This is a genomic window from Cyanobium sp. FACHB-13342 (assembly GCF_014697415.1).
Lineage (GTDB): Bacteria > Cyanobacteriota > Cyanobacteriia > PCC-6307 > Cyanobiaceae > Cyanobium_A.
The window spans coordinates 80,176-95,088 of sequence record NZ_JACJRT010000001.1 but is presented as its reverse complement, the minus strand read 5'-3'; the positions used below and the strand labels follow the sequence as shown (position 1 = coordinate 95,088).

The following is a 14,913-nucleotide window of genomic DNA, read 5'->3' as shown; positions in this document are numbered from 1 at the left end:
CCATGAAACGCGTCGATCTGATCCTGAGCGAACGGGAACTGGATGCGGTGCTCAAGGCCGTGGATGCGGCTGGAGCGCCGGGCTACTCCGTGATCAAGCACGTCACCGGCAAGGGCCCCCACGGGTGGGTCTCCGACGCCATGGATTTCAGCGGCCTGGGGGCCAATGCCCACGTCATCGTGTTCTGTGAGGCCGGGATCCTGCCCAAATTGCGGGAAGGCATCCAGCCCTTGCTGGATTACTACGGCGGCGTGGCCTATGTGGCCGATGCGGAACCGCTCTGAGCAGCGCCGCCCAAAACCCTTGCCAGCACTACATCGGCAAGCATTGCCTAACGATTTGTGATGCACTGATCAGCGTGGCTTATCTGAACGCGTGGTAACGGTGATGGCCAGACGGGCCCAAATGGCTTGACGGAGGGTTTGCCTGCCGACCATGGTTGCGAGCGAACATTCCACCCCCCTCCTCCAGGAGCAGGTAATGGCAACTGAAACCATGGGCATCGCCCTCGGCATGATCGAAACCCGGGGTCTGGTCCCCGCGATCGAAGCGGCTGACGCCATGACCAAGGCCGCCGAAGTGCGCCTGATCGCCCGCGAATTCGTCGGCGGCGGTTACGTCACCGTGATGGTGCGCGGTGAAACCGGCGCCGTGAACGCAGCCGTGCGCGCCGGCGCCGATGCCTGCGAGCGCGTTGGCGATGGCCTCGTGGCGGCCCACATCATTGCCCGTCCCCACCGTGAGGTGGAGCCGGCTCTGAATGGCAGCGCCGGTTTCACGGGTTCCAAGGACTGAGTGGTGTAAGGCCTGAGCGTTGAACGGCTCGGCACCCACAACCATTCACCTTTTTCGACCCAACCGGAGAATCACTCATGGCTAAGAAGTACGACGCCGGGGTCAAGGAGTACCGCGACACGTATTGGACTCCTGATTACGTCCCCCTCGACACCGACCTGCTGGCCTGCTTCAAGTGCACCGGCCAGGAAGGTGTGCCCAAGGAAGAAGTCGCCGCCGCTGTGGCCGCTGAATCCTCCACCGGCACCTGGTCCACCGTGTGGTCCGAGCTCCTCACCGATCTCGACTTCTACAAGGGCCGTTGCTACCGCATCGAAGACGTTCCTGGCGACAAGGAATCCTTCTATGCCTTCATCGCCTATCCCCTCGACCTGTTCGAGGAAGGCTCCATCACCAACGTGCTGACCTCCCTGGTCGGCAACGTGTTCGGCTTCAAGGCTCTGCGCCACCTGCGTCTGGAAGACATCCGCTTCCCGATGGCGTTCATCAAGACCTGCATGGGTCCCCCGAACGGCATCGTCGTGGAACGCGACCGGATGAACAAGTACGGCCGTCCCCTGCTGGGTTGCACCATCAAGCCGAAGCTCGGCCTGAGCGGTAAGAACTACGGCCGGGTCGTGTACGAGTGCCTCCGTGGCGGTCTCGACTTCACCAAGGACGACGAGAACATCAACTCCCAGCCCTTCCAGCGCTGGCAGAACCGTTTCGAGTTCGTGGCTGAAGCCGTCAAGCTGGCCGAACAGGAAACCGGCGAGAAGAAGGGGCACTACCTCAACTGCACCGCCGCCACTCCTGAGGAGATGTATGAGCGTGCCGAGTTCGCCAAAGAACTGGGCCAGCCCATCATCATGCACGACTACATCACCGGTGGCTTCACGGCCAACACCGGTCTGGCCAAGTGGTGCCGTAAGAACGGCATGCTGCTGCACATTCACCGTGCCATGCACGCGGTGATTGACCGTCACCCCAAGCACGGCATTCACTTCCGTGTGCTGGCCAAGTGCCTGCGTCTCTCCGGTGGTGACCAGCTCCACACCGGCACCGTGGTCGGCAAGCTCGAAGGCGACCGTCAGTCGACCCTCGGCTACATCGACCAGCTGCGTGAATCCTTCGTTCCCGAAGATCGCAGCCGCGGCAACTTCTTCGACCAAGACTGGGGTTCCATGGGCGGCGTGTTCGCCGTGGCCTCCGGCGGTATCCACGTGTGGCACATGCCCGCCCTCGTGGCCATCTTCGGCGACGACTCGGTGCTGCAGTTCGGTGGTGGTACCCACGGTCACCCCTGGGGTTCCGCCGCTGGTGCCGCTGCCAACCGGGTGGCTCTTGAGGCTTGCGTCAAGGCCCGTAACGCCGGTCGTGAGATCGAGCGCGAAGGTCGCGACATCCTTCTGGAAGCTGCGAAGCACAGCCCCGAGCTGGCGATCGCCCTGGAGACCTGGAAGGAAATCAAGTTCGAGTTCGACACCGTCGACAAGCTCGACGTCAACTGAGGTTCGTCGGTTGGAAATGGGCGGTTGCCGAGTCTTCGGCACCCCCATTCCCGGCCAGACCACTCCAGTGAACGCGATCCGAACCCTTGGAATCAGGGTTCAACCATTCCATCCACACAAGGATCCCCATGCCTTTCAAGAGCACCGTGGGTGACTACCAAACAGTCGCCACCCTGGAGACCTTCGGCTTCCTCCCGCCGATGACCCAGGACGAGATCTACGACCAAATTGCTTACATCATTGCCCAGGGTTGGAGCCCGCTCGTTGAGCACGTCCATCCCAGCAACTCCATGGCGACCTACTGGTCGTTCTGGAAGCTGCCCTTCTTCGGCGAGAAGGATCTGGGTGTGATTGTGAGTGAGCTCGAGGCTTGCCACCGCGCCTACCCCGACCACCACGTGCGTCTGGTGGGCTACGACGCCTACACCCAAAGCCAGGGTGCCTGCTTCGTGGTGTTCGAAGGTCGCTGATTCTCAGCACCCCGTGGGGTTCTGGTTGACCACCGGGACCCCCATCCCCTTTCTTTGCGGGTCGGTTCGCGCTGCGGACTGATCGGCCTCTTTTCAGACACTCCATTCGACGGGCGGACATGGCCAGCACATCCAGCCGGGAAGCAGCTCTGGAGCGCCGCAGGGCCCTCACCAACGGTGGCAAGAAAGCCGCCAGCCGGTTTACCTCCGGTCCGAGCCGTGTGCGCTCGGTGGAGGATGCCCGGCCTACCCGTACCGCCGCGGCTGCGGTCGAGTCCGCTCCCGCAGCCCCAACCCCAGCTCCGGCCAGGGCCGTAGCTCCCAGCCGCAGCCTGGCTGCTCCATCCAGCGGCAGCCACCGCAGCGCGGCCCGTCCAATCGCCAACCCCAGCCGTGATCTGGTGCTGGCCCGAAGGGAAGCCCTCTCCAAGCGCGGCAAGCGGGCCGATTCCTCCACCGATCGCACCCGCACCGATCTGGCGAAATCCGCCCCAGCCCCCGCCGCTGCGGCTGCCCCTGCCGTTGAGAAGCCCTGCAAGTGCCAGGGCGAAACCCGTCAGGCCGCCCCGGCCCTGAGCAGCCTCAGCAGCCCCGCCAGCCAGGGCGCCGAGCGCCGCTCCACGCCGAAGCGCACGGCCCAGCGCGATCCCAGCCGTGCCCTGGTGCTGGCGCGCCGTGAAGCCCTCTCCAAGCGGGGCAAGTCGGCCAGCACCCCCCGGAGCACCACGGCGGCGACCGTGTCCCGTCAGGGCAACCCCGACATGAGCGCCCGCGAGCTCTCCCAGAAGGTGCGGGAGCTGCGGGCCAAGGTCGGCAGTGCCGGCTCCTCCCGCAGTGGCGGCACCCGCCCCTCGGGCCCCAATCGCCATGGCGCCAAGCAATCCGCCGCCAGCGATGCCCATTGGAAGGTGGGCGTGAGTGAAACCAGCTCCGGTCAGGTGGTCACCGGCACCCAGGCCAACCGCTCCGTCAAGACCACCGGCAACGAAGCGGCCACCTGCCGCGCCATCACCGGCACCGAATATCTCGGCGCTGAGGTGTTCCAGACCTTCTGCCAGAGCGGTCCTGTCGCCTCCCAGCCCGCCAAGGTGCGGGTCACGGCCACCACCCATGGCAACCGGGTCACCGGCAATGAGGTCGGTCGTTCCGAAAAGGTCACCGGTGATGAGCCCGGCACCTGCAAGAACGTCACCGGCACCGAATACGTGTCCGCCAACCAATCCGCCGCCTACTGCGGTGGCACCACCCCGTCCCCCCGCAAGGTGGGTCGCAGCCAGACCCTCGGCGGCCAACCCGTCTCGGGGGTGATGGTGGGCCGCTCCAGCAAGGTGACCGGCGATGAGCCCGGCTCCGGCAAGCAGCTCACCGGCACCCAATATGTGGCTGACCAAAGCCAGGTGACCGGCCGGGCCCCCACCAAGGTGGCCAGCCTCCATACCCTGCGTGGCACCGGCATCACCGGCACCCATGTGGGCCGCAGTGAGCATGTCACCGGTGATGAACCCGGCAGCTGCCGCCTGGTCACGGGTGATGAATACGTGGGCAGCCAGCAGTACGCCGATTTCTGCGGCACCAAACCCGCTCCAGAGGCCCCCAAGGTTGGCTTCAGTGTCACCAACAAGGCCCAGGTGGTGAGCGGTACCCGCACGGGCCGGTCCACCAACGTGACCGGCGATGAGCCCGGCACCTGCAAGGCGGTAACCGGCACCCCCTATGCCGGCCTGGAGCAGGCCGGGGATTTCTGCAGCGGCAAGGCCGTGGGCGCCATCCGCCAGCGCACCCCCGTGCGGGGCTCCAATCGGATGAGCGGGATCCAGCCGGGGATCGGCGGCGTGATGACCGGCGCCGAGCGTGGGGCCTGTGAGGCCGTCACCGGCACGCCCTACATCGGCAACGACCAGCTGGTGGAAGCCTGTGGCGCCGCCGCTGCCCAGGATGCCGATTTTCCCCAGGCCCTGGCCGGCAGCCAGCCCTGGCAGCAGTTCAGCATTCAGTCGCCCGCCAGGGCGGCCCAGGTGGGGCGAGAACGCGGTGGCTCGGTCACGGGAAACAGCTACGAGCAGGGTGGCAGGGTTACCGGCCCTTTTGACATGGCCGGTGACAAGGTCACCGGCACCGAGCAGTTCCGTTTCGACCGCCGCGGCCCCCAGCTGTCCCGCGGTCCGATCGAGCGTGCTCCGATTCAGCGCAGCCCCATGGACGCTCCCGTGAGCGTCGATGAGGATGCCCGCCCCATGTCCCGGGTCACCGGCGAAGGCATCTCAGCTGGGCTGAAGATCACCGGCGACGACTGGGATCGGGGTGAGCGGGTCACGGGAACCGAGGGCGCTTCCGCCCGTCGCCGCAACCCGACCCGTCCCGGTTCGATGGCCGCCATGCCGGCGTTCCAGGCCAAGCGCAACGAGGAGCGTCCCGAGCCGGTGAGTCGGGTCACCGGCTCCAGTGGCAACACCACTGCAGGCTCCCTGATCACCGTGTCCGGCGGAGCCCGCGGTTGAATCCCTGATGCCCCCCCGTCGCTCGTCCACTCCCTACCGCCCCCTGGCGCCGACGGCTCCCCGCCGTCGCCCCAGCGGCGCCAGCACGGGCGAGCCCTCCCGGCCCCTCGCTGGCGGACGCATGGGACGGTCGGCAGCGGTTGGCCTCCATCCCCTCACGGATCGCCAGGCCAATGCGGCCCTGCAGGCCTACGACGAGCAGGTGAAAGGGGCTTTCGACCGAATTGTGCCCGTGCTCAAGCGCCTCTCCGCGCTCCAGCACGAGCCCGATTTCATTGAACAGGCCCAGCGTCTGGCCCGGGCCGAGCTCGGCTTTGAGCTGCCCCTGCCGATCCTGGAGAAGGCCTGGGTGAGCCAGCTCGACATGCGCACCCTGTTTGCCTGGTGCCTGTTCGAGACCTACGAGCAGACCAGCGACGCCTTCTTCCAGCACGATCCGTTGGCGGGCAAGCCCGGCAGCCCCGCCGGTGAAGCGTTCAACGCGTTCCTGCTCTCCTGCGGCTTCCACCTGCTCGACATCACGCCCTGCGCCGATGGCCGTCTGGCCCACGCGGTGGCCTATGCCCTGCGGGTTCCCTTCAGTGCGGTGCGGCGCCGTTCCCATGCGGGTGCCCTGTTCGATGTGGAGAACACGGTGAACCGCTGGGTCAAGACCGAGCACCGCCGCTACCGCGAAGGGCTGCCCAATCCCGCCCACGACGACACCCGCTACCTGAAGGTGGTGATCTACCACTTCAGTTCCAAGGATCCCCTGCGCGAAGGTTGCGCCGCCCACGGCAGCGACGATGCCCTGGCGGCCTCCTGTGGCCTCTCCCGGCTCAAGGATTTCCAGCAGGCGGTGGAAAACAGCTTTTGCTGCGGGGCGTCGGTGGATCTGCTGTTGATGGGCATCGACACCGATACCGACACCATTCGGGTGCATGTGCCCGGCATGGACGGCAGCACCAACCTGGAGCGGTGGCTGGATGCCCAGGCGGTCTACGACGCCACCCGCCATCTCAATCCCGACGAGGGCCGGGCCCGCATCCTGGCGATGGTGGAGCAGGCGGCCGCCAGCAGCCCCGATCCCGGCATGGTGCAGCTCATTGCCCGTCTGCTAGAGCACAATCTCTCCCAGATCGACTACGTGCGGCAGGTGCACGGCGGTAGCTACGCCGATGCCGGCCATGCCGAACGCTTCATCGGTGTGGGTATTGGGTTCAAGGAGATCCACCTGCGCAATCTCACCTACTTCGCCTACATGGACACGGTGGAAGAGGGTGCGCCGGATCTGGATGTGGGCGTGAAGATCTTCAAGGGTCTGAATGTCTCCCGTGGTCTACCGGTGCCCGTGGTCGTTCGCTTCGACTACAACAGCCAGGTGCCGGGCGCCCGGGAGCGGGCCATCCGCAACTGCCAGCGGGTGCAGGCGGCCATGGAAAACCGCTATCCCGACCTGTTTGCGCAGGGCCTGCTCCACGCCCTGCTCACCGTGCGGGATCAGGACCGCCATACCCCTGCAGAGGCGGTAGGTTCCACCATCACATTCGCGAGCGGAGGAGGGCACTGACATGTTGATCTGCAAGGTGATCAAGCCCCTGGTTTCCACCAACCGCATTCCCGATTTCGAGCACAAGCACCTCCAGGTGGTGCTCGATGGCAGCACCCAGAAGGTGGCCGTGGATGCGGTGGGCTGCATCCCCGGGGACTGGGTGATCTGCGTGGGCAGTTCCGCAGCCCGTGAAGCGGCCGGCAGCAAGTCGTACCCGAGCGACCTGACGATTGTCGGGATCATTGACCACTGGGATCCCGAGGCGGCCAAAGCCCCCGCTCCGGGTGCTCCCCCGGCGTCAGCGGGAGGGACCAAGTAATGGAAATCATGCAGGTCACGGGCTCTTTGGTGTGCACCCAGCGGGTGCCCGGTCTCGACCACTCCAACCTGCGCGTGCTGCGCACCCCCAAGGGCAAACTCAGCGTCGCCGTCGATCCGGTGGGGGCCTCCCCGGGCAACTGGGTGTTCACCGCCAGCGGATCGGCGGCCCGCTTTGCCTGCGGCAATCCCGAGGTGCAGACCGATCTGACGATCGGCGGAATCATCGATTTCTGGGAGCCAGACGGCTAGGCCGTTCGGGTCGTTCGCGACTCGCCCGTCCTGTCATCCCACCAGCCCCCAACCCCCTGAGCCATGGCCACCCCCACTCCCCGACCCACCCCCAGCGCCGCTGCCGCTGCCAAACCCGCCCCTGCGGCGGCAGCGGCAGCTAGCACCACGCCGGCGACGGGTACGGCGGCGGGCTCAACCCCCGCGGCAGCGGCCCCCAAGGCCCTGCCGGCAGCGGCGGCCAAACCGGCTGCAGCCGCTAAGGCCGCCGCGAAACCGGCGGCCAAGGCAGCTCCCAGGACTGCCGCCAAGGCCAGTGGCGGCCGTGCATCCAGCACGACCCGTCGCTCCAGTGCCACCCCATCCGGTACCGGCGGCGGCGCCGGGACCAACCGTCCATCCACCCCCTCGCGCAGCAACGCCATGGCTCCTTCCATTCAGGGCATCGCCCTCGGCATGATCGAAACCCGTGGCCTGGTGCCGGCGATTGAAGCCGCTGACGCCATGACCAAAGCGGCTGAAGTGACCCTGATTGCCCGCGAATTCGTCGGCGGCGGTTACGTCACCGTGATGGTCCGCGGCGAAACCGGTGCGGTCAACGCCGCCGTGCGCGCCGGTGCCGATGCCTGCGAGCGCGTTGGTGATGGCCTGGTGGCGGCCCACATCATTGCCCGTCCCCACAGTGAAGTGGAGCCCGCCCTCACCGGCACCGCCACCATCCGCCGTCTCTGATTCCCATGGGCGCCGTTCATCCGCGCGTCCTGGGTTATCTCGGTCGCGCCCTGAGCCTTGAGCTCTCTGCCGTTCAGCAGTACATGACCCAGGCCTCCCTTGTGGAGCTCTGGGGAGAGGCTGAGGCGGCCACCCGTTTCCGCCGCGAAACCGTGGAGGAACTGCAGCACGCCGAGCAGATTGTCCAGCGGATGCTGGCCCTTGGGGTGGCACCAGCTGCGTCCCAGCTGCGGCCCGTGGGCCATGCCCCCGACCTGGCTGGCCTGCTGCGGCTCGACCTCACCCTCGAAGCAGACCTGATCCAGCATTACGCCGAGGCGGTGCGCTTCTGCGTGTTGGTGGGTGATGCCGCCAGCGAAGCCTTCTTCCAGGCCCTCTGGACGGACGAACAACATCACGCTGAGGAGCTGGGCGCCTGGCTGCGCAGCCTGGGCCCCAACCATGATCCGTCGATGGAACGGGCCACCTTCTAGTCCCCGGATTCCGCGGCCGGTCTTCAGGGATCGCCGCCGGCTGATCTGTTCCTTCCGAACACTGCCGATCGACACCCTCCTCCCCCTTGTTCGCCCCCCCCCTGCCACTCCCGATCCAGCTGGCCTGGCTGCTTCCCCTCTACGGGTTCAGCGGGATGGTGCTCTCGCTGCCCTGGGCGGCGGGGTGGTTCAAGCGGAATGGTCCCCGTCCGGCGGCCTACCTGAACCTGCTGGTCACCCTGCTGGCGGTGGCGCACAGCTCCCTGATCCTCCAGCAGGTGTGGATCCTGGGCCCCCAGCACCTGGAGTTTCCCTGGTTCCAGGCGGCCGATCTCAACCTGCGCATCGGCTTCGATCTCTCCCTCACCAACCTGGCGGCGTTGGAGTTGGTGACCACCATGAGCCTGATCTGCCAGGTGTTCGCCCTCGGCTACATGGACAAGGAGTGGTCGTTGGCCCGCTTCTTTGCCCTGGTGGGTTTCTTCGAGGGGGCCATGAGCGGCGTGGTGCTGAGCAGCAACCTGTTCATGAGCTATTTCCTGTTGGAGATGCTCACCCTCTCCACCTACCTGCTGGTGGGCTTCTGGTATGCCCAGCCCCTGGTGGTGACGGCGGCCCGCGATGCCTTCCTCACCAAACGCGTCGGCGATGTGCTGCTGCTGATGGGGGTGGTGGCGCTTTCGGCCTGGGCGGGCTCGATGGAATTCAACGATCTCTATGCCTGGGCCGCCCAAGCCCGGGAGCAGCAGCTGATCAGCCCCCTGGCCGGCACCCTGCTGGGGCTTGGCCTGATTGCGGGTCCGATGGGCAAGTGCGCCCAGTTCCCGATGCATCTCTGGCTGGATGAGGCGATGGAGGGTCCGAACCCCGCCTCGATCCTGCGCAATTCGGTGGTGGTGACCTGCGGCGCCATCGTGCTGATGAAGCTGATGCCGATCGTGGCCCTCTCCCCCCTGGCCACCCAGGTGTTGCTGGCGGTGGGCAGCATCAGCGCCGTGGGTGGCGCCCTGGTGGCCCTGGCCCAGGTGGATCTCAAGCGGGCCTTCAGCTACTCCACCACCTCCTATCTGGGCCTGGTGTTCATCGCCATCGCCCTCCAGCTTCCCGGCATTGCCCTGCTGCTGCTGTTTGCCCATGGCCTGGCCCGGGCGCTGCAGTTCATGGGGGTGGGCAGCATCATCGCCACCACCAATTGCCAGGACCTCACCGAACTGGGCGGGTTGGGCACCCGCATGCCCGCCACCTCCATGGCCTTCCTGCTGGGCAGTGCCGGTCTTTTGGGGCTGCTGCCCCTTGGCGGCTTCTGGTGTATGGGGCTGATGGTGGAGAGCCTGCGCTTCGATGCGCCGCTGTTCGCCTTGGTGTTCCTGCTCACCAATCTGCTGGCCGCCGCCAACGTCACCCGTGTCTACCGCTCGGTGTTTCTCGGCCCAGTGCGGCCCAAGACCAAGCGGGCCCCCGAGGTCAACTGGTGGATGGCCCTGCCGATGGTGAGCCTCTCGGTGCTGGTGGTGCTGCTGCCTTGGATCATGCAGCGCATCGATCCGGTGCCCGGCATTGCCGCCTTCCCCCTGCCGGTGGGTCTGGCGGTGGCCGGCAGCGGCCTGTTGGGGCTGGTGATTGGCTCTCTGGTGCGTCTCGATCAGTTCTGGTCGCGCTCCACCCAGCCCACCCTGCGGGTGCTGCAGGATCTGCTCGCCTACGACTTCTACACGCCTGAGATCTACAAGCGCACGATCGTCTTTCTGGTGGCGTCCCTGGCCCGTCTCACCCGCTGGTTTGACATCACCGTGATCAAGGGGCTGGTGGATGGGGTGGGCCGCCTCTCGCTCACCACGGCCGAAGGACTGAAGTTCAGCATCAGTGGTCAACTGCAGAGCTACGTGCTCACGGTGGTCATGGCGATCGTGTTGCTGCTGGTCTCGCTCCAGGTGTGGCGGGGAGCGCTCTGACCATGCTGCTCACCTGCCTGCTGCTGATTCCCTTCGCCGGAAGCCTGGCCTTGTTGCTCTGGCCGGGCGGCCCTCGCCCATCGCGGCTCCGGCTGATCACGATCGCCATCCTGGTGCTGCAGCTGGGGGTGAGCGTGGCGGTGGCGCTGGCCTTTGACACAACCCAGGCCGGCATGCAGTTACAGGTGCGCCACGCCTGGGTGCCGGGGATCGGCCTCGACTACGCCCTGGGCGTGGACGGGCTGTCCCTGCCGTTGGTGCTGATCAACGGCGCCCTCACCCTGGTGTCGGCGGTGATCACCCGCGACATCGACAAGCGGCCGCGCATCTACTTCGCGATGCTGCTGCTGATCAGCGGTGCGGTGAACGGAGCCTTCCTGTCGGAAAACCTGCTGCTGTTCTTCCTCTTCTATGAGCTGGAGCTGATCCCGCTCTGGTTGCTGGTGTCGGTGTGGGGCGGGGTCAACCGGGCCTATGCGGCCACCAAATTCCTGATCTTCACGGCCGTCTCCGGGATGCTGATCCTGGGGGCCTTCCTGGGGTTGGCCCTGCTCACCGGCAGTGTGGATTTCAGTCTCACGCCCGTGCTCAGCGACCGGCTGGCCATGGGCGGCCAGCTGTGGCTGCTGGGGGCGTTGCTGATCGGCTTCGGCATCAAGATTCCGCTGGTGCCCCTGCACAACTGGCTGCCCGACACCCACACCCAGGCCTCCACGCCGGTGTCGGTGCTGCTGGCGGGGGTGCTGCTCAAGCTCGGCACCTACGGCATGTTGCGTTTTGGGCTGCAGCTGTTCCCCGAGGCCTGGGCGAAGTTGGCGCCGGTGCTGGCGATCTGGGCGGCCATCTCGGTGCTGTATGGGTCCCTGGCGGCCATTGCCCAGACGGACATGAAACGGATGGTGGCCTACAGCTCCGTGGGCCACATGGGCTACGTGCTGCTAGCTGCTGCCGCCCATACCCCCGTGAGCATGCTGGGGGCCGTGTTCCAGATGGTGAGTCACGGCCTGATCTCGGCCCTGCTGTTCCTGTTGGTCGGGATCGTGTACCGCAAGACCGGCACCCGCGATCTGGAGGTGCTGCGCGGTCTGCTCAACCCCGAAAAGGGACTCCCCTTCACCGGCTCGCTGATGATCGTGGCGGTGATGGCCAGCGCCGGCCTGCCCGGCATGGCCGGCTTCATCTCGGAGTTTCTGGTGTTCCGCGGCAGCATCGGCGTCTTTCCGGTGGCGACGTTGCTGTCGATGGTGGGTTCCGGCCTCACCGCCGTGTATTTCCTGTTGCTGGTGAACCGGGCCTTCTTCGGCCGGTTGGCGATCACCCCCCCCAGCGCGGATCCGGTGGCGGATGGGCGGCTGGATGTGCAGCTGGCGCCGGTGGCGCCCCGGGAAACCATCCCCGCCGTGGCCTTGGCGGCCGCTGTGGTGGTGCTGGGCTTGGTGCCCAGCAGCCTCGGCCGGCTGAGCGAGGTGGCCACCACTGCCCTGGCCGGCATCACGGCGATCCCGGGAGGGCTGGGCTGAAATGCCGATCATTCCCGCCGAGCTGGTGCAGGCCAACCTCTCGATCGAACGGGAGGAGGTGCAACGGCGCCTGCTGGCCGGTGAAACCCTCTTGGGCGAGAGCGCCGACCACCTGGTGGAGGTGGTGGATGTGCTCAAGAGCTATGGCGAAGTGCTGGATGCCTACAGCATCAACCTGATCTACCAGGCCGAGCATCAATTCCTCAATCCATTTCCGATCTTCAAATATCTCGATGGCGATTTGAATCCCGCCAAGATCTGGCGCCATCTCAACCACGACCGCATCAACTTCGAGTACGCGGAGTACTGCCAGAAGGCGATGTTCTGGCATGCCACGGGCGGCATGGACGCCTACTTCGATTCCGAGGCCTTCGCCGCCAATTGCAGGCGGATCATTGCGGCGAAGAGCCGGCGGGATCCCCTGCTGGCCATCCTCAACCCGCTGTTCCCGGGCTTCCTGCCGGAAATGATCCGCTCGGCGGCCACCACCCATGCCCTGGGTCAGTTCTGGCGGGTGATGAGCGATCTGTTCCTGGATCTGGCCGCCGCCGAAGCGGATGGCCGGGTGCGCTCCATTGCGGCGGTGGTGGAGTTCATCAAGAACGGCCTGGTGGCTGCCGCCGCCAACCCGATTGAGTACGGGGTGCAGATCGGTGGTGAGCACTTTTGGGTGCTGCCGCCGGAGGCGGGGCTCACCTTTCTGGTGGATGTGGCGGTGCCCTATGTGGAAGCGGTGTTCCTGCGCGGCATGCCCTTCCTCGGCACCGTGAGCTTCAACGCCCAGGCCCAGCAGATCTCCCCCGACCAGGCCCAGTTCACCTACGGGGCCCTCTACGCCGATCCGTTGCCGAGCATGGGCTCCGGGATTCCGCCCAGCCTGCTGATGCAGGACATGTACCGCCACCTGCCGGAGCGGTTGCACCAGTGGTACCGGGAGCGCACCCGCGGCGAGGGCGACGTGCGCGTGAAGATCTGCATGAGCTTCCAGAAGTCGATGTTCTGCGTCACCAACGCGGCCATCAATGGCACCATGCCCCACCCACTGGACAGCACCGATCCGGAGGCCCGGGCGGCCAACGCGGCCTATGCCGGCGCCTGGGCCCAACGCCTGGGTATCGCCCGCACCGACTGCTTGGAGGCGTAGCGTCGAAGCCATGGATCAAGCCTGGACTCCCCGCCCCAAACCCGATCAGCCCGAGCGGCTGGAGCGGCGGCTGGAATTTGATGACTACGCCACCACCCGCGACTTTCTGGAGCGGCTCAATGCCCTCTGTGAGGAGCAGCAGCGTTTCCCCGACATCAGTTTCGGCCGCACCTACGTGAATCTCACCGTGCGGGCTGAAGCGGAAGAGGCCCTGATCGCCGAGCCCGAATGGGCCTTCGCTGCTGCCATCGATGCCCTGATCGCCTAACTCCCCCATGGGCTCCCCAGCTGACAGTTCCGCCGCAGCGTCCTCGGACAACACGGTCATTGATCTGCAGGCCGCCTATGAGGGGGCGGGCATCCAGGCGATGCTGGATCAACTGGACCAGGAGCTGATCGGCCTGCGGCCCGTGAAGGCCCGCATCCGCGAGATCGCCGCCCTGCTGGTGGTGGATCGGGCGCGCCAGCAGGTGGGTTTGGACACCACCCCGCCCAGCCTGCACATGTCCTTCACCGGGCGGCCCGGCACGGGAAAGACCACCGTGGCGGAACGGATGAGCAAGATCCTGCACGGGCTGGGCTACGTGCGCAAAGGCCATGTGGTGACGGCCACCCGCGATGACCTGGTGGGGCAGTACATCGGCCACACCGCCCCCAAGACCCGGGAGATGCTCAAGAAGGCGATGGGCGGCGTGCTGTTCATCGATGAGGCCTATTACCTCTACCGACCAGAAAACGAGCGGGACTACGGGGCCGAGGCCATCGAAATCCTGTTGCAGGTGATGGAGAGCAACCGCGACGACCTCGTGGTGATCTTCGCCGGCTACAAGGATCGGATGGATGTGTTTTACCAGTCGAATCCGGGGCTGTCGTCGCGGGTGGCGAACCACATCGATTTCCCCGACTACAGCGCCGATGAGCTGCTGGCGATTGCCCGTCTCGTGCTTGCGGCTGAGAACTACCGCTTCAGCGATGAGGCCACTGCTGCCTTCTCGGACTACATCCACAGGCGGATGCAGCTGCCGTTCTTCGCCAATGCCCGCTCGATCCGCAACGCCATCGACCGGTCACGGATGCGCCAGGCCAACCGCCTGTTCAGCCGCATGGGGAGCCCGCTGACCAAGCGCGATCTGATGACGATCGAGGCCGAGGACATCACGGCCAGCCGGGTGTTTGCTGGGGAAGTGGAGGGACTGGATCCGGCTCGCCCCCTCACCTAAGGTCTGGGCAGTGTTTCCTTGGCCCATGCCCGCCGCCCAGCTTGTAGCCGCGCTCCTGAAAGCCCCAACCCTGGTGGCGGCGAGCCTGACGGTTGGCGTCAGCCTGGCGGGTCTGTCGGCCAACGCCGCCCCCACCTGCACCTTCCTGCAGCCGGTGGGCGGTAACGGCACCTCGCCGATCGTGTCGAAGTCGGTGGGGCGGGGCAAGTTGATCGGCAACACCAACTGGAACACCGATTTCTTCGTCACCCAGCCCTACACCAGCTACAAGTTTTTCTTCACGGCCAACTCCTCCGACCCCAACGCCCAGTACCCGGTGGAGGGCTACATGAAGTTCAGCGATGGCTCCAACCTGCAGATGTTCAACACCCTGATGAACCCGCCGATGGGCACCGGCAAGATGTTCGGTCCGTTTGCAGCGGTGCCGGGCAAGCAGGCCACCCAGATGAACTTCAAGATCGGCGCCAGCAACGACCCTGGCGCCCTGGGCTTCAGCTACCGCATCTCCGTGCAGGGCTGCCGCTGAGGTGTTGGCCCCT

The 14,913-nt window shown here is 66.1% G+C and carries 16 protein-coding genes; all 16 read left to right on the top strand.

What is annotated here, in order from left to right; translation table 11 throughout:
* Window positions 1-2 precede the first annotated feature (2 nt).
* The 16 genes from H6G16_RS00550 (at window position 3) to H6G16_RS00475 (ending at window position 14,900) form a co-directional block, all read left to right on the top strand.
* Complete coding sequence (locus H6G16_RS00550) at window positions 3-284, top strand: transcriptional regulator (RefSeq protein WP_190388380.1); 282 nt, start codon at window positions 3-5, stop codon at window positions 282-284.
* Window positions 285-480: 196 nt separating this feature from the next.
* The gene (locus H6G16_RS00545; RefSeq protein ID WP_190388379.1) at window positions 481-795 is read left to right on the top strand and encodes a BMC domain-containing protein; all 315 of its coding nucleotides are present in this window, start codon (window positions 481-483) and stop codon (window positions 793-795) included.
* 77 nt (window positions 796-872) lie between these two features.
* The gene (locus tag H6G16_RS00540; RefSeq protein ID WP_190388378.1) at window positions 873-2,285 is read left to right on the top strand and encodes a form I ribulose bisphosphate carboxylase large subunit; all 1,413 of its coding nucleotides are present in this window, start codon (window positions 873-875) and stop codon (window positions 2,283-2,285) included.
* 128 nt (window positions 2,286-2,413) lie between these two features.
* Entirely contained in the window at window positions 2,414-2,755 is a 342-nt protein-coding gene (locus H6G16_RS00535; protein WP_094559869.1) for a ribulose bisphosphate carboxylase small subunit, read from the top strand.
* Window positions 2,756-2,874: 119 nt separating this feature from the next.
* The gene (locus H6G16_RS00530; protein WP_190388377.1) at window positions 2,875-5,253 is read left to right on the top strand and encodes a CsoS2 family carboxysome shell protein; all 2,379 of its coding nucleotides are present in this window, start codon (window positions 2,875-2,877) and stop codon (window positions 5,251-5,253) included.
* Between the two features lie 7 nt (window positions 5,254-5,260).
* Window positions 5,261-6,802 (top strand): carboxysome shell carbonic anhydrase, encoded by a 1,542-nt coding sequence (locus H6G16_RS00525; protein WP_190388376.1) that lies wholly within the window; start codon window positions 5,261-5,263, stop codon window positions 6,800-6,802.
* A gap of 1 nt (window position 6,803) precedes the next feature.
* Window positions 6,804-7,103, top strand: a complete 300-nt coding sequence (locus H6G16_RS00520) for a carboxysome peptide A (protein ID WP_190388375.1) — start codon at window positions 6,804-6,806, stop codon at window positions 7,101-7,103.
* A complete protein-coding gene (locus H6G16_RS00515) occupies window positions 7,103-7,354 on the top strand; it encodes a carboxysome peptide B (protein ID WP_190388374.1) in 252 nt (83 codons plus the stop codon). The genes H6G16_RS00520 and H6G16_RS00515 overlap by 1 nt, the downstream gene beginning before the upstream one ends.
* Window positions 7,355-7,417: 63 nt before the next feature.
* Window positions 7,418-8,065, top strand: coding sequence for a BMC domain-containing protein (locus H6G16_RS13175; protein WP_277874960.1), 648 nt, complete (start codon window positions 7,418-7,420; stop codon window positions 8,063-8,065).
* 5 nt (window positions 8,066-8,070) lie between these two features.
* Window positions 8,071-8,538 (top strand): ferritin-like domain-containing protein, encoded by a 468-nt coding sequence (locus H6G16_RS00505; protein WP_190388373.1) that lies wholly within the window; start codon window positions 8,071-8,073, stop codon window positions 8,536-8,538.
* Window positions 8,539-8,624: 86 nt separating this feature from the next.
* Window positions 8,625-10,490, top strand: a complete 1,866-nt coding sequence (locus H6G16_RS00500; RefSeq protein WP_277874959.1) for an NAD(P)H-quinone oxidoreductase subunit F — start codon at window positions 8,625-8,627, stop codon at window positions 10,488-10,490.
* Between the two features lie 2 nt (window positions 10,491-10,492).
* Window positions 10,493-12,010, top strand: coding sequence for an NADH-quinone oxidoreductase subunit M (locus H6G16_RS00495; protein ID WP_190388372.1), 1,518 nt, complete (start codon window positions 10,493-10,495; stop codon window positions 12,008-12,010).
* A gap of 1 nt (window position 12,011) precedes the next feature.
* Window positions 12,012-13,154, top strand: coding sequence for a CO2 hydration protein (locus H6G16_RS00490; protein WP_190388371.1), 1,143 nt, complete (start codon window positions 12,012-12,014; stop codon window positions 13,152-13,154).
* A gap of 10 nt (window positions 13,155-13,164) precedes the next feature.
* On the top strand, window positions 13,165-13,422 hold the full coding sequence (locus H6G16_RS00485; protein WP_190388370.1) for a 4a-hydroxytetrahydrobiopterin dehydratase: 258 nt from the start codon (window positions 13,165-13,167) through the stop codon (window positions 13,420-13,422).
* Between the two features lie 7 nt (window positions 13,423-13,429).
* Window positions 13,430-14,374 (top strand): CbbX protein, encoded by a 945-nt coding sequence (gene cbbX / locus H6G16_RS00480; protein ID WP_190388369.1) that lies wholly within the window; start codon window positions 13,430-13,432, stop codon window positions 14,372-14,374.
* A 25-nt stretch (window positions 14,375-14,399) separates the two neighbouring features.
* Window positions 14,400-14,900 (top strand): hypothetical protein, encoded by a 501-nt coding sequence (locus H6G16_RS00475; RefSeq protein ID WP_190388368.1) that lies wholly within the window; start codon window positions 14,400-14,402, stop codon window positions 14,898-14,900.
* Window positions 14,901-14,913 lie beyond the last annotated feature (13 nt).